Origin of the sequence: Flavobacterium ustbae (assembly GCF_003946915.1) — a bacterium.
In the GTDB taxonomy this organism is placed as follows: domain Bacteria; phylum Bacteroidota; class Bacteroidia; order Flavobacteriales; family Flavobacteriaceae; genus Flavobacterium; species Flavobacterium ustbae.
Map to the genome: position 1 here is coordinate 130,220 of NZ_RPOC01000004.1, position 21,890 is coordinate 152,109.

The window sequence follows — 21,890 nt, forward strand, 5'->3', positions numbered from 1 at the left end:
AAGCAAAAATATAAAATAAGTTTAAAGATTATAGTTTTCAATCTGAAATCTAAAATCTAAAATCTGCAATCGAGTTAAATGGACGAAGTAATAAAAATTGTTAACGATATTAAAGCCGGAGATATTAAACCGATCTATTTCTTGATGGGCGAAGAACCTTACTATATAGATAAGCTATCAGAATATATTGAGAGTAATGTTTTAGCCGAAGAAGAAAAAGGTTTTAATCAGACAGTCTTGTACGGAAGAGATGTTTCTGTAGATGATATTATTTCAACGGCCAAGCGCTATCCGATGATGGCTGAACGTCAAGTTGTTATTGTAAAAGAGGCGCAAGATCTATCAAGAACAATTGATAAAATAGAATCTTATGTAGATAACCCAATGCAAACAACAGTATTGGTTTTTTGCTATAAATACAAAACGCTGGATAAACGTAAAAAAGTTACTAAATTACTGGGCCAGAAAGGCGTAGTTTATGAAAGTAAAAAATTATACGAAAATCAAGTAGGAGATTGGATCAAACGTGTTTTAGCCGGAAAAAAATATACTATTGATCCAAAAGCCAATGCAATGCTGGTGGAATTTCTAGGAACAGATTTGAGCAAAATCAATAATGAACTAGAAAAACTGCAGATTATTTTACCGAAAGGGACAATGATTACCGCTGAGCATATTGAAGAAAATATTGGTTTTAGTAAAGATTATAATGTATTCGAACTGAGAAAAGCAATTGGAGAACGTAATCAATTGAAAGCGTATAAAATAGCTGATAATTTTGCTCACAATCCGAAAGAATATCCTTTGGTTATGACAACTGGTTTGGTATTCGGTTTTTTCGTTCAGCTTCTCAAATATCACGGACTTAAAGATAAAAGCCCTAAAAATGTTGCAACGGCTCTTGGCGTTAATCCGTATTTCTTAAAAGAGTACGATTTGGCAGTAAAAAACTACCCAATGCGAAAAGTGAGTCAGATTGTTGGAGCTTTGCGAGATATTGATGTTAAAAGTAAAGGGGTGGGAGCCAATGCCTTACCACAAGCAGATTTACTAAAAGAAATGCTTTATAAAATTTTTAATTAAGCCATTAAAATTCACGATATTTGCTTTTCTAAAATTTTGCCAATAAAAATATTTATACAATTATGGGAATGAATAAAAATACCATTTTAGGATGGGCCACTTTTATAATGGTACTTATGGGATTGTTGCTTATAGGTCTTGGAATCTTTAGATACAGTGATGTTTCGGGCTGGGGATTTGGAGCTGTTGGAGTTGGTTTTTTTGCTAATGCTTGGGTTTTCAATGCTTTGAAAGGTAGAGTTTAAAATTTAAAGATAATATCAATTGCAAAAATCAATTGCAGTTTAGTTAATAGAAAATAATCAAAATTTAAAATAAATAAAATGTCAGACGATAAGAAAGTAATTTTCTCAATGCAGAAATTGAGTAAAACCTATCAAGGAGCAGACAAACCAGTTCTTAAGAATATTTATCTGAGTTTCTTTTATGGTGCTAAGATTGGTATTTTGGGACTTAACGGTTCTGGAAAATCTTCCCTTTTAAAAATTATTGCAGGAGTTGATAAAAACTATCAGGGCGATGTTGTTTTTCAGCCTGGTTATACGGTAGGATATTTAGAGCAAGAGCCAATTTTGGATGATTCTAAAACTGTTTTAGAAATTGTTCAAGAAGGGGCTGCTGAAACAATGGCTGTTCTTAAAGAATATAACGACATCAATGACTTGTTTGGTCTTGAAGAAAATTATTCAGATCCAGACAAAATGGATAAATTAATGGACCGTCAAGCGGCTTTACAAGACAAAATTGATGCTCTTGGAGCTTGGGAAATTGATACCAAACTAGAAATTGCAATGGATGCTTTGCGTACTCCAGAAGGTGATACGCCAATTAAAAACCTTTCAGGAGGTGAGCGCCGTCGTGTAGCTTTATGCCGTTTGTTGTTGCAACAGCCAGACGTATTGTTATTGGATGAGCCTACCAACCACCTTGATGCTGAATCAGTTCTGTGGTTGGAGCAGCATTTAGCGCAATATGCGGGAACTGTAATCGCTGTAACGCACGACCGTTATTTCCTTGATAACGTTGCCGGATGGATTTTAGAATTGGATAGAGGAGAAGGTATTCCGTGGAAAGGAAACTATTCTTCTTGGTTAGATCAAAAATCAAATCGTTTGGCTCAAGAAGAAAAAGTGGCTTCTAAACGTAGAAAAACTTTAGAGCGTGAGTTGGATTGGGTTCGTCAAGGTGCAAAAGGTCGCCAGACAAAACAGAAAGCGCGTTTACAGAACTACGACAAATTATTAAATGAAGATCAAAAACAGCTAGATGAAAAACTAGAGATCTATATTCCGAATGGTCCTCGTTTGGGAACTAATGTTATTGAAGCTAAAAATGTTGCCAAAGCTTTTGGTGAAAAATTATTGTACGATAATTTGAATTTTGTTTTACCTCAGGCTGGTATAGTTGGAATTATAGGACCGAACGGTGCTGGTAAATCTACTATTTTCAAAATGATTATGGGCGAACAAGCTACTGATAGCGGAGAATTTTCAGTTGGAGAAACGGTGAAAATTGCTTACGTAGATCAGTCTCACTCTAATATTGATCCGAACAAATCTATCTGGGAAAACTTTGCAGATGGGCAGGAATTGATTATGATGGGAGGAAAGCAAGTGAACTCAAGAGCTTACTTATCTCGTTTCAACTTTGGTGGCGGTGAGCAAAACAAAAAAGTAGCAATGCTTTCTGGTGGAGAACGTAACCGTTTGCACTTAGCAATGACTTTGAAAGAAGAAGGAAACGTACTTTTACTGGATGAGCCTACCAACGATCTTGACGTAAATACACTTCGTGCATTGGAAGAAGGTTTAGAGAATTTTGCTGGTTGTGCCGTAATTATTTCTCACGACAGATGGTTCTTAGATAGAATTTGTACACACATTCTAGCTTTTGAAGGAGATTCTGAAGTTTATTTCTTTGAAGGAAGTTTCTCTGATTATGAAGAAAACAAAAAGAAACGTCTTGGCGGTGATTTAACTCCGAAACGTTTGAAATACAGAAAATTGATTAGATAAAATTCTTTTTAAATTTCAAAAACAAAAATCCCAACTTCCAATTTGATGTGAATTTGGGATTTTTGCTTTTGATTATGTTTCCGCTTTGTTCGAAATGACAAAAAAAAGAGAACTAAGTTGGAATTTGGAATTTTTAAATTAATTGGATTTTATAAAAACTTAGATTTCAACTCTGGCGTTGGAATCATACAGCTTTCTTTTTTGCCATACCAATTGTATCTATTTTTGGCAACGTAATCATAAATTCTGTCACTTATAAAAATCGGTACAATTCTAAAAATTGGAGTTAATTTCCAAAGCCCGCCAAAATTTTTCGCGATTTCGATAACAGCAGAAGATTTATAAAAATAAGCTGTTCCAGGATTGTATAAAATAATGCTATCCATTTTAGAAAAACTGATTCCCAAATGTTTGCAAATTGAAATTCCTAATTCAGATTGCAATGCTACAAATCTAAAAATATCTTTTTTGTCGTGTTTGATGATAAACTGTACAGCAGAACTGCAGAGATTACAAACTCCGTCAAAAAGAATTATTTTTTTATTTTTTGGAAGGCTTTCCATTTTATAGTTTTAAAAGTAAAGCTTTGTCAAAGTTCTAAACTTTGACAAAGCTACAATGTGTATAATTTTTTTATTAGTTTTATCTATCGATTTTTTATTTTGTATAAAACATTCTAATTAAAAACAGCTTTCATAAATTGGTTTAAATCGAATTTTAAAAATTAGTAATGATATTTTACTTTAAAATAGAAAACGTTTGTTAAATCGCTTTATTTTAATTTTGGTCTATTTTTTAGCAATTTTCATAACTGAAAACTGCCACTGAGACTGAAAATTTACTTTTTAACCGCTTCAACCAATTCCAATTCATCCAAACTTACTTTCGAAGTAAAAATGCCATAATTTACTGTTGCTTTATTTTTTTCGATAGAATCGATACTTCCAACAGATCTTCCGTCAAGCATTCTTACTCGGTCGCCAACTTTTAAAATTGGCTTTGGCTTTTCTACAACTGGTTTCAGTTTCTTTTCTTTTTTCTCTTTTCGAATTTCTTCGACTTTTACTTGAACTTCAGCAATAATCTCTTTTTGTTTTTCGACTTTTGCTTTTACTTCTTTTGGAGTTGCTTTTTTGCGTTTAGAATTTTCAATCTCAACAATTTTTAAAAATTCGCCAATCAGTTCTTTTTTATTCTTGTTGTTGAAATACTTCTCAGCAATATCATCAATTTTTTGTCCGATGTAAATAATCTTTTGATTACTGTCGTACAATTCCTGATAGCTTTCTAATTTTTGCTGAATTCTAGTATTGATGTTTTCCATCTTTTTACTTTCTTCACGAGCACGAGTTTCTTCTTCTTTTAAATTCAAAGAAGTTTTTTCCAGTTTAGATCTCTCTTTTTGAAGCGTTGCAATGGTTTTGTCAAAACGAACTTTTCCAACTTCGATTTTCTTTTTCGCACGATTAATCAATCCAAACGGAATTCCATTTTTCTGAGCTACTTCAAAAGTAAACGAACTTCCAGCCTGGCCAAGCGCTAACTTATACATCGGTTCTAAAGATTTTTCGTCGAACATCATATTTGCATTTGTAGCATAAGGTAATTCGTTCGCCAAAATTTTCAAATTAGAATAATGCGTTGTGATAATTCCGAAAGCCTCACGATGATAAAATTCTTCTAAGAAAATTTCAGCCAGAGCTCCACCCAATTCAGGATCAGAACCTGTACCAAATTCGTCAATTAAAAACATAGTTTTTCTATTACATTTCTTTAAAAAGTAATTCATGTTTTTAAGACGATATGAATAAGTACTTAAATGATTTTCAATAGATTGATTATCACCGATATCAGTAAGAATTCTATCGAACAAGAAAGTTTCACTTCTTTCGTGCACCGGAATCAAAATTCCAGATTGAAGCATTAATTGCAGTAGCCCAACCGTTTTTAAGGAAATGGTTTTTCCTCCAGCATTTGGTCCAGAAATAACAATGATTCTATTTTCTTGTTTTAGCTCAATTGTCTGCGGATGTGTAACTTCTTGTTTTTGTTTATTATTCAAATACAAAATCGGATGATAGGCTTCTCTAAAAAACAATCTTCTTTCTTCGGTAATCGTTGGTAAGATTCCGTTAATGCGGTTTGCATATTTTGCTTTTCCAGCAACTACATCAATATCACTTAAAAAATCCTGATATTCAACTAATAAAGGAAGATACGGACGAATTACATTTGATAAATTTTTTAAAATTCTCGTAATTTCTTCTTTCTCTTCGTATTCTAAATTGGCTAATTCTCGAGAATATTTCAAAGTAGCTTCAGGTTCGATATAAGCAATGCTTCCGGTTTTAGAACTTCCTAAAATAGAGCCTTTTACTTTACGACGATACATCGCTAAAACGGCTAAAACTCTACGGTTTTGCACAAAACTTTCTTTAATATCGTCCAAATACCCTAAACTATTGTATTGGGTTAATGCCACGCCAAAGCTTTGGTTGACTTTTCCGCGAACCAAATTCATATTCTGGCGAATTCCAGACAGAGTAGGAGAAGCGTTATCTTTTATTTCTCCATATTTATCTACAATAGCGTCAATTGCAGTTATGATATCTTTAGTCAATTCTACGCGAGAAGCTCTTGCATTTAGATTCGGATAATAGTCATCGAATTTTTTTAAGAAATTCAGCAAGACATTTGTGGTCGCAGAAAGATTAGCAATTTTTCTAAAACTTCCTACTTCAAGAAAACTGTCCTCAATGGCAAGAAACTTAATTTCATGCGTTATGGCATCAAATCCGTGATTCGGAATTGCGTTATTGTTTTGGAAAGAAGATACATACTCTGATGTCTGCATCAAAGATTGCATTAATTCTTCTTTGTCTCTAAATGGTTTTATCTGTAAAGCCTTTTCTTTTCCAATGTCGGTGTTGCAGCCATCTGAAATGGTTTCTAAAACTGTTGGAAATTGTAAGTCTTGTAATGTTTTTTCGGTAATACTGATCATTTAATTTCTTTATGAAAGTAAAAACAAAAGTACGAAAACATTCATCAATTGTGAATTATTAAAATTATAAGTTATGAGTTATAAGTTATGAGTTATGAATTTACTTAACTTTGGACTTTGGACTTAGGACTTAGGACTTTTGACTTTTGACTTTTTTGATTTTAAGTAATTATTTCTGAAATTCGCATAAAAAAAATTATGGACGTAAAAATGCATTCTTCTTGGAAACCTGTTTTGAATGAAGAATTTGAAAAACCATACTTCAACGATTTAATTGAATTTGTAAAATCAGAATATACAACAAAAGTTTGCTATCCAAAGGGAAACCAAATTTTCTCCGCTTTTGACCATTGCCATTTTGACGAAGTTAAAGTAGTTATCATTGGACAAGATCCGTATCACGGACCCAATCAGGCAAATGGTTTATGTTTTTCTGTAAACGACGGAGTATCATTTCCGCCTTCATTATATAATATTTTTAGAGAAATAGAAACTGATTTAGGAAAACCGCTTCCTAAAACTGGCAATTTAGAACGTTGGGCAGATCAGGGAGTTTTTCTTTTAAATGCAACTTTAACGGTGAGACAATCTGAAGCTGGAAGTCATCAAGGAAAAGGCTGGGAGAAATTTACAGATGCTGTGATTAAACAAATTTCTGCTGAAAAAGAAAATGTTGTTTTCTTGCTTTGGGGAGGTTTTGCTCAAAAGAAAGCGGCTTTGATTGACGCTTCAAAACATCATATTCTAAAATCTGGACATCCTTCGCCCTTGAGTGCCAATAGAGGATTTTGGTTTGGAAATAAACATTTTTCTCAAACAAATGAATTTTTGAAATCTAAGGGATTAAGAGAAATAGAATGGTAATTTGAGGTACAAAGTTGCAGAGTAACAAAGGAACAAAGGTGAAAAACTTGTGTCTTTGCGACTTTGCGAGAAATATTTAGCTAAAAAATCTTTTGAATCTGCGAGAAACAAAAGATTTTTTATTTTATTTTTTAATGATTTCTTCTAAAACAGCTTTATTCTCGTAGTTTACGACTTTTAAGATAATTTCTTGATCTTTAACTGTTTTGCCTTCAATGATGTAAAGTTTTCCTCCTTTTGTGGGAACGTTACTTTGATCAAAATCAACATCTCCGTACGTTAAAGTATTTTTGATATCTGCAGTATCAACCCATTTTTCGCTTAGAGTCTGAACGGCTTTTGGAGAATATTGAAAGGGTTTTGTTCTAAGATTATTTAAAACTCTTGCATTTGGAAAATAATTACAGCGAGTGTCTTTTCCTATAAAAAATCCTGATACAATAAAACATCCCATTACGAGACCAATCAGATAATATGCAAAACGGTGTACGAACTTCATGAAATAAATTTTTTGCAAAGGTACATTAAAGTTACCTTAAAATACAAGTAAATTAATATCGTTGTCTGGTAAATCGAACCAGTCGCCAATTGCTTTATTTGTTAGAATTCCGTGATAAAGATAGATTCCGTTTTTAAGGCCTTTATTACAGCGAATGGCACTTTCAATACCACCATCTTCGGCTATCTGATGCAGATAAGGGGTTAAGATGTTACTGATTGATAATGAGGCGGTTTTAGAATAACGCGAAGGAATATTGGGCACGCAATAATGTAATACGTTACTTTTTATAAAGGTTGGTTTTTCATGCGTAGTAACTTCCGAAGTTTCAAAACATCCGCCTGTATCGATGCTGACATCAACAATTACGGCACCTTTTTTCATGTGTTCCACCATTGTTTCGTTTACCACAATCGGACAGCGTTCTTTTCCGCGCATGGCGCCAATAGCGACGTCACAACGTCTTAAAGCTTTTAATAAGCCTTTTTGCTGTATAGTAGAAGTAAAAATTCTTTGATTTAAATTGTTTTGAAGACGGCGTAATTTTGTAATGGAGTTATCAAAAACTTTTACGTTTGCGCCTAATCCGATAGCGGTTTTTGCTGCAAATTCGCCAACAGTTCCAGCTCCTAAAATGACAACTTCAGTTGGAGGAACGCCTGTAATATTTCCAAATAAAAGACCTTTTCCAAATTCGTTAGTGATCATTAATTCTGCAGCAATAAGGATTGAGGCAGTTCCGGCAATTTCGCTTAAAGATTTCACAGCAGGATAAGATCCGTCTTCGTCTTTTATATATTCAAAAGCTAAGGCAGTAATTTTCTTTTTTGCTAAAGCTTCAAAGTATTCTTTCTTTTTGGTTTTAAGTTGAATAGCAGAAATAATAACCGTTTCTGGATTTATCATTTCGATTTCTGCCAATGTTGGCGGTTCTACCTTTAATAAGAACGGACAACCAAAAACTCTTTTGGTGTCTTTCGTAATTTCTGCGCCAGCATCTGCATATTCTTTATCTGTATAACTCGAACTTTCTCCGGCTCCAGATTCAATCATTACTCTGTGTCCTGCATAGGTTAAAGAATTGACAGCATCAGGCGTAAGACAGATACGACGTTCCTGATAACTTGTTTCTTTAGGAATTCCGATAAAAAGTTCTCTTTTAAAACGACCTACCTCAAGTTTTTCTTCCTGCGGTATTAATTGTTGTTTTGTAAATGGAGTTAACGTGATTGACATGGATAGCGCAAAAAATTAAGAGTACAAATTACGTAAAAAGTTTTAAAATTAATGCAAAAATTCTGCTAATACTCTAATTCAAAAGTTAAGAAATGTTTTAACATTCAATAAAGCTCTCTATATCTTTTATAAGAGTTCAAAAAAGTATTTAGACTAGTTTTAATTCTCTTTTTCCGTCCGAAAGCAATTCAATAGTAATTGTAGAATGTTGTTCTGGAATTAGATTTTCAATTTTTTCAGACCATTCGATAAAACACCAATTTCCAGAATATAAATAATCATCTACGCCCATATCCAGAGCTTCGGTTTCTTGCTTAATTCTGTAAAAATCAAAATGATAGACTTTTTTGCCGTTCGGAATCTGATATTCGTTTACCAAAGAAAAAGTTGGACTGCTTGTTGCGTCTGTAATTCCAAGGCTTTTGCACAATTGTTTGATTAAAGTGGTTTTGCCAACACCCATTTCTCCATTAAAAAGAATGATTTTATTAGGATTGGAATCTAAAATCTGCTGTGCAGTTTCCTTAATTTGATCTAAAGTAAATGTGATCGTCATTTTTGGTTATTTTTTATGCCACGAATTTCACTAATTTTCATGAATTGATAATTATAATTGCTAAAGAATTTGTAGAAATTATTAAAATTTTGATGGCTTTCGCGAAAGCGTAATTATTTTTTGCCACAGATTATAAGGATTAAAAAAGATTTTTATTTTATCTCTAAAATCTGCTAAATCTGCGAGAATAAATTTATTCTCGCAGATTTAGCAGATCAAGCGGATTTTTCTAATCCAAATAATCACTGTAATCTGTGGCAAAATTATTTTTATTTAGGATTAAAAACCAAGAATGGAATAATCATTTCTTCTAGAGAAATTCCGCCATGTTGGTACGTATTTTTATAATAGCTTACATAATGATTATAGTTGTTTACGTAAGCCAAAAAGAAATCATTTTTAGCAAAAATAAACGAACTGCTCATGTTTATTGCAGGTAAACCAATGGTTTTAGGTTCTTTAATTACGTAAACATCCTTTTGTTCGTAAGTTAAACTACGGCCAGTTTTGTAACGTAAATTCAGACTTGTGTTTTTATCGCCGACAACTTTCGACGGATTTTTTACATTTATTGTTCCGTGATCTGTTGTTAAAATCAGTTTGAAGCCCAAAAGTTGTGCCTGCTGAATAATTTCTAATAAAGGAGAATTTTTAAACCAGCTTAGTGTTAAAGAACGATACGCTTTATCGTCTGAAGCCAATTCTTTCACCACTTCCATTTCTGTTTTGGCGTGAGAAAGCATATCAACAAAGTTGTAAACCACCGTAACTAAGTCGTTTCCTTTTAAGGCTTTGAAGTTTTCGGCTAACTTTTTTCCTCCAGCGTAATTTGTGATTTTAAAATAATCTTCCTTAATATTTAAGCCTAAACGTTTTAACTGAGCCGATAAAAATTCTGCTTCATAAAGGTTTTTTCCTCCGTCTTCAACATCATTTTTCCAATATTCTGGATGCTTTTTTTCCATTTCAGCAGGCATTAAACCTGAAAAAATCGAGTTTCTGGCATATTGTGTGGCAGTTGGAAGAATAGAGTAGTATGGAACTTCTTTTTCTAGTTTGTAATAATTGGAAATTACACTTTCAAAAGCCTTCCATTGGTCATAACGAAGATTGTCAATTACAACAAAAAGAATAGGTTTTTCCTTCTTTTTAATTTCAGGAACTACCAATTCTTTAAAAAGAGTATTAGACATGATTGGTTTTTCTGCTTTTGGCTCAAACCAGTCTTCGTAATTTCTTTCGATGTATTTTCCGAATTGCGAATTGGCTTCTACTTTTTGAGACTCCAAAATTTCGATCATTGCTGTATCGTTGATATCTTCTAGCTTTAATTCCCAGAAAATTAGTTTTTTGTAAAGTTCAACCCAGTCTTCATAAGAATTAACCATCGCCAATTCCATCGAAATTTTTCTGAATTCTTTCTGATAATCTAAAGTTGTTTTTTCTGTAATTAATCTAGAATCATCCAAGTTTTTTTTCAAACTCAACAGAATCTGGTTCGGATTTACAGGTTTAATCAAGTAATCAGCGATTTTAGAACCAATGGCTTCTTCCATAATATATTCTTCTTCGCTTTTGGTAATCATAATCATCGGAATTGCTGATTTTTTTTCTTTCATTTCAGAAAGCGTTTCCAATCCGCTCATTCCGGGCATGTTTTCGTCTAGAAAAACAATGTCAAAATTATCTTCTTCAAATAGAGCGATCGCGTCAAGTCCGTTATTACAAGTGGTAACTTCGTAATTCTTTTTTTCGAGAAATAATATATGAGGCTTTAAAAGATCGATTTCATCGTCGACCCAAAGTATTTTTATCTTATCCATAAATCAATTTAATTTTACTGCAATTTAAAGTTATAGAACTTAAAAAGTATTAAAAATAGTATAAAATTACCAAATGCAAGGCATGAATTTATTTTGAATTTTAACAATTTTAAATGTATTTTATTGATAATCATCCTAATTTCAATTATTATTTTTAAATAAAAAACACCAGACTCTTTATACTTATTTACTTATATTTGTTGACCAAAAAAATAACCAGACTGTGACTCAGATCAATAAATTAAAAATATTCAATGATCCTATATATGGATTCATAACGATTCCGAACGAGCTGGTTTACGATTTAATTCAGCATCCTTATTTTCAGCGTCTACGCCGTATCTCTCAAATGGGGTTATCGTATTTAGTGTATCCAGGAGCCAATCATACCCGTTTTCATCATGCTTTAGGATGCATGCATCTCATGAAAAAAGCGATTGATACGCTTCGTTTTAAAGATGTTGTAATTTCTGAAGAAGAAGAAAATGCACTTTTAATAGCGATTTTGCTTCACGATATAGGGCATGGGCCATTTTCTCATGCAATGGAAAAAAGTATTGTAGAAGATGTGCATCATGAAGCTATTTCGCTCTTGTTTATGAATCAGTTAAATGAAGAATTTGGCGGAAGATTAAGCTTGGCGATTCAGGTTTTTAAAGGAGAATATCATAGAAAATTCATGCTGCAATTAATTTCGAGCCAATTAGATATGGATCGTATGGATTATTTAAAACGTGATAGTTTTTATACAGGTGTTGCAGAAGGAAATGTTAATTCTGAACGTTTGATTCAGATGATGAATGTTGAAAATGATGTTTTGGTAATCGAAGAAAAAGGAATTTATTCTGTTGAGAAATTTCTACTTTCTAGAAGATTAATGTATTGGCAGGCTTATTTGCATAAAACAAGTTTGGTTGCGGAGTTAATTTTGATGAAAGTCTTAAAAAGAGCCAAAGAACTGGTTTTAAAAGGAGTAGATCTTCCTTGCAGTGAACCGCTTTCTTATTTTATGCACAATAAAGTTACTCTTGAAGATTTTGATGCCGAAAAATTAGATTTATTTTCGCAATTAGATGATTTTGATATTATTAGTGCCTTAAAAGCTTGGCAGAGACAAGACGATTTTGTTTTAAGCACTTTGAGTAAAATGATCATTAACAGAGATTTGCTTAAAATTAAAATGAGTGCAGAGAAAGTCCCGATGGAAGAATCTCAATCATTAAAAGAGCAGTTTGCCGCTAAACATCATATTTCACAATTAGAAGCAGGATATTTCATTTTTAGAGGAAAAATTAAAAATCAAGCTTACAGTAAAGAAGCAGAACCTATCCGTATTTTGAAAAAAGATAAAACAATTGAGGATGTCGTTGAAGCTTCTGATCAGCTGAATTTGAAATCGTTATCTAAATTGGTAACAAAATATTATATCTGTTTCCCAAAACAACTTATATAAAATTAACATTTAAATCCTATTTTTTATATTTTTGTCGCGATGAAATTTACAGCAGAACAAATAGCAGGAATTTTAGAAGGAGAAGTTGTTGGGAATCCCAATGCAGAAGTTTCTAAGCTTTCTAAAATCGAAGAAGGAGACGAAGGATCGCTTACTTTTTTGGCTAACCCAAAGTATATCAACTTTATATATACTACAAAAGCGACAGTGACAATTGTTAACGACAGCTTTATTCCAGAACAGGAAATTACAACTACACTAATTAAAGTGGAAGATGCTTATGCAGCGTTTTCTAAACTTCTACACTTTTATAATCAGGTAAAATTAAATAAAACAGGTATCGAACCTCAGTCTTTTATGTCTGAAGGTACTAAATACGGTGAAAATCTTTATTTAGGAAGTTTTAGTTATATCGGACAAAATGTAGTTTTAGGTAATAATGTAAAAATCTATCCAAACAGTTTTATTGGAGATAATGTTGTGATAGGTAATGATGTGTATGTTTTTGCAGGTGCAAAAATTTACTCAGAAACTGTTATTGGTAACAATTGTACGGTACATTCTGGCGTTATTATCGGCGCTGATGGTTTCGGATTCGCTCCAAACGAAAATGGTGAATACAGTAAAGTGCCTCAAATTGGAAATGTTATTATTGAAGATAACGTAGATATTGGTGCTAATACTACGATAGACAGAGCAACTCTTGGTTCTACTATAATTAGAAAAGGAGTGAAGCTAGACAATCAGATTCAGATTGCCCATAATGTAGAAATTGGAAAAAATACTGTGATAGCTGCTCAAAGTGGTGTTGCAGGTTCTACAAAAATTGGCGAAAATTGTATGATTGGTGGGCAAGTTGGTATTGCAGGTCATTTAATAATAGGCAATAATGTTAGGCTTCAAGCACAGTCGGGTGTAGCCAGAAACATCAAAGATGATGAAGTTTTACAAGGAACTCCATCTCTTGGATATACTGATTTTAATAAATCGTATGTTCATTTTAAGAATCTGCCTAAAATTGTGGCTGAAGTTGAAGAATTAAAAAAACAAATAATAAACCCAAAAAATGGAAATAATGGTTAAACAGAAGACCATCAAAAATGAAATTTCGCTAACAGGAGTTGGTTTACACACTGGAAAAGAAGTTACAATGACTTTTAAACCTGCACCCGTTAATAATGGTTTCACTTTTGTAAGAGTAGATTTGCAAGGTCAACCAGTCATTGAAGCTGATGCTAATTATGTTGTTAATACTCAGAGAGGAACAAATCTTGAGAAACTTGGTGTAAAAATTCAGACACCAGAACACGTATTAGCTGCAGTTGTTGGATGTGATTTGGATAATGTCATTATTGAATTGAATGCTTCTGAACTACCTATTATGGATGGTTCATCAAAATATTTTGTTGAAGCTATAGAAAAAGCAGGAATCGAAGAGCAAGACGCTAACCGTAATGTGTATGTGGTAAAAGAAGTTATTTCATTTACAGACGAAGCTACAGGAAGCGAAATTCTTGTGATGCCTAGCGATGAATATCAAGTTACAACTATGGTAGATTTTGGTACAAAAGTTTTAGGTACTCAAAATGCTACTCTTAAAAGTCTAGCCGATTTTAAATCTGAAATTGCAAGCTCTAGAACTTTTAGTTTTCTTCATGAATTAGAGTCTTTGTTAGAACACGGTCTTATTAAAGGTGGAGATTTAAACAATGCAATCGTTTATGTAGATAAAGAAATCTCTGAATCTACAATGGAAAATTTAAAGAAAGCTTTTGGTAAAGAAGAGATTTCTGTAAAACCAAACGGCGTTTTAGATAACCTTACTTTGCATTATCCAAACGAAGCGGCAAGACACAAATTGCTTGATGTAATTGGAGATTTATCTCTTATTGGAGTGCGTATTCAAGGAAAAATCATTGCTAACAAACCAGGTCACTTTGTAAATACTCAGTTTGCAAAAAAACTGGCAAAAATTATCAAAATAGAGCAGAGAAATCATGTTCCAACTTATGATTTGCATCAAGAACCATTGATGGATATTCATAAAATCATGTCTATGCTTCCTCATAGACCGCCATTCTTGCTAATTGACAGAATTATAGAAATGTCTGATCGTCATGTAGTAGGATTGAAAAATGTTACGATGAACGAGAATTTCTTCGTTGGTCACTTTCCAGAAGCTCCAGTTATGCCAGGTGTATTAATTGTTGAAGCAATGGCACAAACAGGCGGAATTTTAGTATTAAGCACTGTTCCAGATCCTGAAAATTATTTGACATACTTCATGAAAATTGATAATGTTAAATTTAAACACAAAGTATTGCCTGGTGATACTTTAATTTTCAAATGTGAGTTAATTTCTCCTATCAGAAGAGGAATTTGCCATATGCAAGCCAATGCTTATGCAAATGGTAAATTGGTAACTGAGGCTGAATTAATGGCACAAATAGCAAGAAAACAATAATAAATTATCAAATTTATTGTTTAGGTTTGTTGCTTCAAATCAGAATATTTTAATTAAAAATATAAAACATACAGATGAATCAACCATTAGCATATGTTCATCCAGGCGCGAAAATCGCTAAAAACGTTGTAATAGAGCCTTTTACAACAATTCACAATAATGTTGTTATTGGTGATGGTACTTGGATTGGTTCAAACGTGACCATTATGGAAGGAGCTCGAATTGGAAAAAATTGTAATATTTTTCCAGGAGCTGTAATTTCTGCAGTGCCACAAGATTTAAAATTTGGAGGTGAAGATTCTCTTGCTATTATCGGTGATAATTGTACTATTAGAGAATGCGTAACAATAAATAGAGGAACAGTTGCTTCTGGTCAAACTATAATTGGAAACAATTGTTTAGTAATGGCTTACGCTCACATTGCCCATGACTGCGAAATTGGAAATAATGCCATTATTGTAAATGGTGTTGCTCTAGCAGGTCACGTAGTTGTTGGAAATCACGCTGTTATTGGTGGTTTAGCTGCGATTCACCAGTTTATTCATATTGGAGATCATGCTATGATTTCTGGAGGATCTTTGGTAAGAAAAGATGTTCCGCCATTTACAAAAGCAGCAAAAGAGCCTTTGTCTTATGTTGGAATTAATTCTGTTGGTTTAAGAAGAAGAGGATTTACTACTGAAAAAATTAGAGAAATTCAGGAAATTTATAGAATTTTATACCAAAAGAATTACAATACAACTCAAGCTTTAAGCATTATTGAAGCAGAAATGGAAGCGACTCCTGAAAGAGATGAGATTTTAGATTTTATCAGAAATTCGTCTCGAGGAATTATGAAAGGTTACTCGGGTAATTATTAAATTTTAGAGTTTAGATTTCTGATTTTAGATTTCTAAACTAAGAATAAAGAAACATTTAAAAATGTGTTGATTTTAAGTCTTAAATGAATCTAAAATCTACACTCTAAAATCTAAAATAAATAAACAAAATGGCGTCTACATCAGATATTAGAAACGGATTGTGTATTAAATTTAATCACGATATCTATAAAATTATTGAATTTCTTCACGTAAAACCTGGAAAAGGTCCAGCTTTCGTAAGAACAAAACTAAAAAGTTTAACTTCAGGTAAAGTATTAGACAATACTTTTTCTGCAGGTCATAAAATTGATACTATTAGAGTTGAAACACATACATTTCAATTTTTATATCCAGAAGGAGATGAGTTTCACTTTATGAACGCTGAGACATTTGAACAGATTTCTTTAAACAAAAATATTTTGGATGCTCCAGATTTGTTAAAAGAAGGAACAAACGTAATGGTTCAAATTAATACTGAAACTGATTTACCATTATCAGTAGATATGCCAGCATCTGTAATTCTTGAAGTTACTTACGCAGAGCCGGGAGTAAAAGGAAATACTGCTACTAATGCAACTAAAAATGCTACTGTAGAAACTGGTGCTAATATCAACGTTCCGTTATTTATTAACGAAGGTGATAAAATTAAAATCGATACTGCTTCAGGTTCTTATATGGAGCGTGTAAAGGAATAGTTATTTTAATTAAGATAATTTGACAATGAGTCAATTAGATAATTTGTGAGTCGGCATAATTTTGTATATTCACATTCTAATTGACTCATTTTCTAATTTACAAGTTTTCTAATTATACTATATGAAATTTCCAAAGAGTCATTCTTTACAAGAAATTGCCAATTTGCTTAACTGCAAATTTATTGGAGACAAAGACTTTCAAGTTTTAGGCATGAACGAGATACACGTTGTGGAGCCTGGAGATATTGTTTTTGTCGACCACCCAAAATATTATGATAAAGCCTTACAATCGGCAGCAACTATTGTTTTGATAAACAAAGAAGTAGAATGTCCAGAGGGTAAAGCGCTGTTAATATCTGATGATCCATTTAGAGATTTCAATATTCTTACGAGACATTTTAAGCCATTTCAGTTTGCTAATGTTGCTATTGCTTCTTCTGCAGAGATAGGAGAAGGAACTGTAATTCAGCCCAATACTTTTGTGGGTAACAATGTGAAAATCGGTAAAAACTGTCTAATACACTCTAATGTCTCTATTTACGATCATACTGTAATTGGCGATAATGTTATTATACATGCTGGAACTATTTTAGGAGCCGATGCTTTTTATTATAAAAAACGTCCAGAAGGTTTCGATCAGCTAATTTCTGGCGGAAGAGTTGTTATTGAAGATAATGTTGGTATTGGTGCTTTGTGTACAATTGACAAAGGTGTTACTGGAGATACAACAATTGGTGCGGGAACTAAACTAGACAATCAAGTACATGTTGGACACGATACTGTAATTGGAAAAAAATGTCTGATTGCCTCTCAAACTGGTATTGCTGGCTGTGTAATTGTAGAAGACGAAGTTACCTTATGGGGACAAGTAGGAACTACAAGCGGTATTACAATAGGCGCAAAAGCCGTTGTGATGGGCCAGACAGGGGTTACTAAATCTGTTGAAGGAGGAAAATCTTATTTCGGTACTCCAATTGAAGAATCTAGAGAAAAATTGAAACAATTAGCCAATATCAAGAAGATTCCTGAAATTTTAAGTAAATTGAAGTAATATGTCTATTAAAGAATTTGTTCAGAAATTTTATAAGTCAGATGCCTTAATTGATAGTGAAATTTTAAAAACTTATCTGCATCCTGACGTTATACTGGAATGGAATAGCAGTAAAGGTTTTATTCAGATGGACTATGGTGCCATAGTTGAAATGGCTAATGATCTAAGTCGCGCATATGTGCGTTCTAAAGTTAGGATAAGCCATATTATTTCTGAAGATGATTTAGTATCAGTACGTTACTCTCATTTTGTAAAAACAATAGAAAATCCGCGAGAAGAAATGCTCTTAGCGCATTTTGCAACAATTTGGCAGATAAAAGATGATAAACTTTATAGAGGTTATCAAATGAGTCAATTTTCTTAATATTTTTTTGACAATAAAAGAGGCAAAATACATTACAAAACCTTATTTTTGCAACACAAATTTAAAAACTACATAAAATATATATCATGAGTGTTTTAGTTAATAAAGATTCCAAAATAATTGTTCAGGGATTTACAGGGAGCGAAGGAACTTTCCACGCTTCTCAAATGATTGAGTACGGTACTAATGTTGTTGGAGGTGTTACTCCAGGAAAAGGTGGTACAAGCCATTTAGATCGTCCAGTTTTTAATACAGTAAAAGACGCTGTTGATCAAGCTGGTGCTGATACTTCTATCATTTTTGTTCCGCCAGCTTTTGCTGCTGATGCAATTATGGAAGCTGCTGATGCTGGAATTAAAGTAATTATTGCTATTACAGAAGGAATTCCTGTAGCAGATATGATTAAAGCAAATAATTATGTTAAAGAAAGAAATTCAAGATTAATTGGTCCTAACTGTCCAGGTGTAATTACTCCAGGTGAAGCTAAAGTTGGTATTATGCCAGGTTTCGTTTTCAAAAAAGGAACAGTTGGTATCGTTTCTAAATCAGGAACTTTAACTTATGAAGCTGCTGACCAAGTTGTAAAACAAGGTTTAGGAATCACTACAGCAATCGGTATTGGTGGAGATCCAATTATTGGAACTACAACTAAAGAAGCTGTTGAATTATTAATGAACGACCCAGAAACTGAAGCAATCATTATGATTGGTGAAATTGGAGGTCAGCTTGAAGCTGATGCTGCAAGATGGGTAAAAGCTGATGGTAACCGTAAACCAGTTATTGGTTTTATCGCTGGAGAAACTGCTCCTGCTGGTAGAACAATGGGTCACGCAGGTGCAATTGTTGGTGGTTCTGATGATACAGCTGCAGCTAAAAAACAAATCATGAGAGACAACGGAATTCACGTTGTTGATTCACCAGCTGAAATTGGTAAAAAAGTAAAAGAAGTACTTGGATAATAAACTCCAATCTTTAAAATAATAAATTCCAAAAAAGTCTCAATATTTAGTTGAGACTTTTTTACATTTTAAAAGACTGAGGTATAAAATAAAAATCTTAGCATCTTGGAACCTCAGTATCTTAGAGGCTTAAAAAAGAAATATGTACAAAGAATTAGAAAAATTTAAATCAACAAACAGTTTTACTTTTACTGTAAATGATAGTTTAGAGGAAGCTTGCAACGCTCCAGAAGGTAGTGCTGGAATTTTTGTTGTTTACGCTGTTGAAGGTGATGCAAAAGAACTTATTATGGTTGGTTCTACAGGAACTGTTCAGAATGACGGAACTTTAAAAAGTAAAAATGGCGGATTGTACGATAAAATCGTAAACGGACATCAGTTTGCTAAAACAGGAAGAAAATATTCTTGGCCAGCTCAAATGAAATTAGAAAACATTTCTGAGCTTGAAGTAGCTTGGTATGAAACGTTCAATGCCGATGCAAAGGCAATTCCAACTGCTGTTGAAGGACAGGTTTTACAAAATTTCTTAGATGAAAATGGTAAGCTTCCTAGATGGAATGTAGCTTTTTAAACAAACTTAAAAATAAAATCGAAGCCCTGCTGTTTTACAGTAGGGCTTTTTTGTTAGAAACAAGTAAACAATTCTGTAATAGATTTTCAGAACAAGAACAAATAAAAGCACATTAGTTAATTAAAATTTAAATTATGGTAAATTTAAGTTTAATCAAAAAATGAAGGGCAAATATTGATAAATTTAGAAAAAACTACGATTTTTTGTAATTAGTTAGAGTTTGATTGTTTGATTTTCCTATATTTATAACACAAAAACAAAAAATAATGTTAAAATTGTATCCTTTCTGATTTTCGGTAAATAAAATAAAATGTAAAACAGTTGTTTAAGTTTTGTTAAATTTATATTAACCATTGAAAAGCAAAAAGAAATCAAAATTTTAAGTGATAATCTCATGTAACGAATCGAATTGTTGTAACGAATTGATTTTTACGCCCCAAGCATTTTTATATGAGTCAAATTTTAAAAAATAAAGTTTTAGACGATTTTATTCTGTGGAATAATTTGAAGAACGGTAACGAGAAATCATTCTCTTTACTTTTTGAAAAGTATTATAGAGACTTAATCAGTTATGGCAATTCGCTTTGTCCATATGCTGAAAAAGTTCAAGATTGTATTCAAGATGTTTTTGCCGATATCTGGCTTTATCGCGATGCTCTGCAGGATAATGTTATTGTTAAGGCATATTTGCTTTCTAGTGTTCGCAAGAGAATTGCGCGTCTAAATGAAAGAGATCATGTGTTTAGAAAAACCACTACTACTGATGTTTTAGAATTTCTTTTTGACTTTTCTATAGAAAATGAATTGGTTGAAGATGAAGTAACAGCCGAACGTGTTTTACTGTTGAATAAATTATTAAATGATTTGCCTGGCCGACAGAAAGAAGCTTTGTATTTGCGCTACCACCAAGGATTAAGCGTAGATCAAATAGCCGATTTATTAGATGTAAACTATCAGTCAGCTAGTAATCTTTTGCATCGTGGTCTGCTAAGTCTTCGCAAAGAATGGAAAGGCAGTATTCCGCTTCTAGCCCTTTTATCCTCAGGGGTTTTTTAAAAATTTAAGAAAAAATCAAAAAAAAATCTTAAATAGGTGAGTATATAATAAAAAAACTGTCCTCTATGTTTTTGTAACCCTTAATAGTGTGATGCAAAAACGTAACAATTATACTGAAATAGAAGACTTCTTAGCCGATGAATCTTTTCAATTATGGATTCTTTCTAAAATTGATGAACAAGGCTGGGAAGAATGGACTTTAGAAAATCGTCAAAGAGCTAAACTTGTAGAAGATGCAAGACTTGTTTTGTTGGCGATGCGAGTTCCAGAAGCTAACTTATCTACAAATGAAGTTCATGAAGCCTTACAGGAAACTTGGCGTAAAATTGAACAAAGAGAAGAACTTTCTCAAAAAACTGCAAAAAACAAAAAACTTAAACTGCAGAGATACTGGATCAGTGGGATTGCAGCTGCGATTCTAGTTGGTATTTTCTCTATTTGGTTTTTTAAAAATAACATCATAACGACTGATAATGTTGTTACTTACAACGAACTGATTGATGATAATGATGAAGGTTTGGTAGAACAGACTAACAATTCTGAAAAATCACAGATCATTTCTTTGTCTGATGGAAGTTCTGTCTTATTACAGCCCAAAAGTAAATTAAGTTACCCTAAAATCTTTACCGGAAACGAAAGAAAGGTGTATTTATCCGGCGAAGGTTTCTTTGAAATTAGTAAAAATCCTAAAAAGCCTTTTTTTGTTTATGCTAACGAAATTGTAACTCGAGTTGTCGGTACAAGCTTTAGAATAAAAGCGTATCCAGATCAGCAAAATGTTGAAGTTTTAGTTCGCACCGGTAAAGTTAAGGTAAAGTCTAATGATTTAGTTCGTGCTACAGAAAACAAAGAAATTGTTTTACTGCCTAATCAAGCATTACGTTTTACTCGTAAGGAATTGGTTTTTAATAAAATAACCAATATTACAGAAGATCGAATTTTAGTAAATAGTGTTAGAAATATCGAGCAATTAAGTTTTGAATTTACTGATATTCCTGTAGAACAAATTCTGGAAACCATAGAGCAGGCCTATTTAGTAGATATCGATTTTCCGCATGATAAATTAAAAGATTGCCGATTGACGACTTCTTTAAGCGATCAGCCACTAGCTGAGAAACTGAAAATAATTTGTAAAAGCATTGGCAATGATACCAATTATGAAATGAATGGAAATCAGATTGTAATTACGACTTCTGGCTGTAACTAGAGTTCGAAATTCGATTCAATAACTACCAACATTTAACCAATTAAAAAACTAAGAATAAAATGTAACTGCCTATGTAAAAAATGAATACATAAAAAAGTGCCGAGAATGCTGTAACATTACCGACACTTAA

General features: G+C 32.7%; 21 protein-coding genes. 15 read left to right on the plus strand and 6 right to left on the minus strand.

The genetic code is table 11. The annotated features are described in order from the left end of the window. Positions 1-78: 78 nt before the first annotated feature. The 3 genes from holA (at position 79) to ettA (ending at position 3,098) form a co-directional block, all read left to right on the plus strand. Complete coding sequence (holA, locus tag EG814_RS07845) at positions 79-1,083, plus strand: DNA polymerase III subunit delta (protein WP_125720632.1); 1,005 nt, start codon at positions 79-81, stop codon at positions 1,081-1,083. 62 nt (positions 1,084-1,145) lie between these two features. Further along, on the plus strand, positions 1,146-1,328 hold the full coding sequence (locus EG814_RS07850; protein ID WP_125720634.1) for a CAL67264 family membrane protein: 183 nt from the start codon (positions 1,146-1,148) through the stop codon (positions 1,326-1,328). Between the two features lie 78 nt (positions 1,329-1,406). Next, positions 1,407-3,098, plus strand: a complete 1,692-nt coding sequence (gene ettA, locus EG814_RS07855; protein WP_125720635.1) for an energy-dependent translational throttle protein EttA — start codon at positions 1,407-1,409, stop codon at positions 3,096-3,098. Positions 3,099-3,247: 149 nt separating this feature from the next. Here the strand turns inward: ettA and EG814_RS07860 are convergent, their stop codons facing one another. Then, complete coding sequence (locus EG814_RS07860) at positions 3,248-3,661, minus strand: thiol-disulfide oxidoreductase DCC family protein (RefSeq protein WP_125720637.1); 414 nt, start codon at positions 3,659-3,661, stop codon at positions 3,248-3,250. A gap of 275 nt (positions 3,662-3,936) precedes the next feature. Further along, entirely contained in the window at positions 3,937-6,102 is a 2,166-nt protein-coding gene (locus EG814_RS07865; protein WP_125720639.1) for an endonuclease MutS2, read from the minus strand. A 198-nt stretch (positions 6,103-6,300) separates the two neighbouring features. Here EG814_RS07865 and EG814_RS07870 point away from each other — a divergent pair, with 198 nt between their 5' ends. Next, positions 6,301-6,966 (plus strand): uracil-DNA glycosylase, encoded by a 666-nt coding sequence (locus EG814_RS07870; protein WP_125720641.1) that lies wholly within the window; start codon positions 6,301-6,303, stop codon positions 6,964-6,966. Positions 6,967-7,090: 124 nt separating this feature from the next. On the opposite strand, the gene EG814_RS07875 is transcribed toward EG814_RS07870, so the two are convergent. The 4 genes from EG814_RS07875 to porX form a co-directional block, all read right to left on the minus strand. Continuing rightward, entirely contained in the window at positions 7,091-7,465 is a 375-nt protein-coding gene (locus tag EG814_RS07875; protein WP_125720642.1) for a DUF4258 domain-containing protein, read from the minus strand. Between the two features lie 36 nt (positions 7,466-7,501). After that, entirely contained in the window at positions 7,502-8,701 is a 1,200-nt protein-coding gene (locus EG814_RS07880) for an alanine dehydrogenase (protein ID WP_125720644.1), read from the minus strand. Between the two features lie 148 nt (positions 8,702-8,849). Further along, positions 8,850-9,257 (minus strand): tRNA (adenosine(37)-N6)-threonylcarbamoyltransferase complex ATPase subunit type 1 TsaE, encoded by a 408-nt coding sequence (gene tsaE, locus EG814_RS07885; RefSeq protein WP_125720646.1) that lies wholly within the window; start codon positions 9,255-9,257, stop codon positions 8,850-8,852. A gap of 269 nt (positions 9,258-9,526) precedes the next feature. Next, complete coding sequence (porX, locus tag EG814_RS07890) at positions 9,527-11,080, minus strand: T9SS response regulator signal transducer PorX (RefSeq protein WP_125720648.1); 1,554 nt, start codon at positions 11,078-11,080, stop codon at positions 9,527-9,529. A 223-nt stretch (positions 11,081-11,303) separates the two neighbouring features. Between porX and EG814_RS07895 the strand changes: the two genes are divergently transcribed. The 11 genes from EG814_RS07895 to EG814_RS07945 all read left to right on the plus strand — a co-directional run bounded on the left by EG814_RS07895 (position 11,304) and on the right by EG814_RS07945 (position 21,760). Beyond that, positions 11,304-12,533 (plus strand): HD domain-containing protein, encoded by a 1,230-nt coding sequence (locus EG814_RS07895; RefSeq protein WP_125720650.1) that lies wholly within the window; start codon positions 11,304-11,306, stop codon positions 12,531-12,533. 39 nt (positions 12,534-12,572) lie between these two features. Beyond that, complete coding sequence (gene lpxD / locus EG814_RS07900; RefSeq protein WP_125720652.1) at positions 12,573-13,616, plus strand: UDP-3-O-(3-hydroxymyristoyl)glucosamine N-acyltransferase; 1,044 nt, start codon at positions 12,573-12,575, stop codon at positions 13,614-13,616. After that, the gene (locus EG814_RS07905) at positions 13,609-14,997 is read left to right on the plus strand and encodes a bifunctional UDP-3-O-[3-hydroxymyristoyl] N-acetylglucosamine deacetylase/3-hydroxyacyl-ACP dehydratase (protein WP_125720654.1); all 1,389 of its coding nucleotides are present in this window, start codon (positions 13,609-13,611) and stop codon (positions 14,995-14,997) included. Before lpxD ends, EG814_RS07905 begins: the two co-directional genes overlap by 8 nt. A 74-nt stretch (positions 14,998-15,071) precedes the next feature. Next, a complete protein-coding gene (gene lpxA, locus EG814_RS07910) occupies positions 15,072-15,857 on the plus strand; it encodes an acyl-ACP--UDP-N-acetylglucosamine O-acyltransferase (protein ID WP_125720656.1) in 786 nt (261 codons plus the stop codon). 128 nt (positions 15,858-15,985) lie between these two features. Then, positions 15,986-16,552: an elongation factor P gene (gene efp / locus EG814_RS07915; protein ID WP_125720657.1), complete on the plus strand. Its 567-nt coding sequence runs from the start codon at positions 15,986-15,988 to the stop codon at positions 16,550-16,552. 121 nt (positions 16,553-16,673) lie between these two features. Beyond that, positions 16,674-17,603, plus strand: a complete 930-nt coding sequence (locus EG814_RS07920) for a UDP-3-O-(3-hydroxymyristoyl)glucosamine N-acyltransferase (RefSeq protein WP_125720659.1) — start codon at positions 16,674-16,676, stop codon at positions 17,601-17,603. 1 nt (position 17,604) lies between these two features. Beyond that, positions 17,605-17,967 (plus strand): nuclear transport factor 2 family protein, encoded by a 363-nt coding sequence (locus EG814_RS07925; protein ID WP_125720661.1) that lies wholly within the window; start codon positions 17,605-17,607, stop codon positions 17,965-17,967. An 86-nt stretch (positions 17,968-18,053) separates the two neighbouring features. Next, positions 18,054-18,926, plus strand: a complete 873-nt coding sequence (sucD, locus tag EG814_RS07930) for a succinate--CoA ligase subunit alpha (protein ID WP_057118027.1) — start codon at positions 18,054-18,056, stop codon at positions 18,924-18,926. Between the two features lie 142 nt (positions 18,927-19,068). Next, positions 19,069-19,497, plus strand: a complete 429-nt coding sequence (locus tag EG814_RS07935) for a hypothetical protein (protein WP_125720663.1) — start codon at positions 19,069-19,071, stop codon at positions 19,495-19,497. 450 nt (positions 19,498-19,947) lie between these two features. Then, on the plus strand, positions 19,948-20,553 hold the full coding sequence (locus EG814_RS07940; RefSeq protein ID WP_125720664.1) for an RNA polymerase sigma factor: 606 nt from the start codon (positions 19,948-19,950) through the stop codon (positions 20,551-20,553). Positions 20,554-20,644: 91 nt separating this feature from the next. Beyond that, entirely contained in the window at positions 20,645-21,760 is a 1,116-nt protein-coding gene (locus EG814_RS07945) for a FecR family protein (protein WP_125720666.1), read from the plus strand. Positions 21,761-21,890 lie beyond the last annotated feature (130 nt).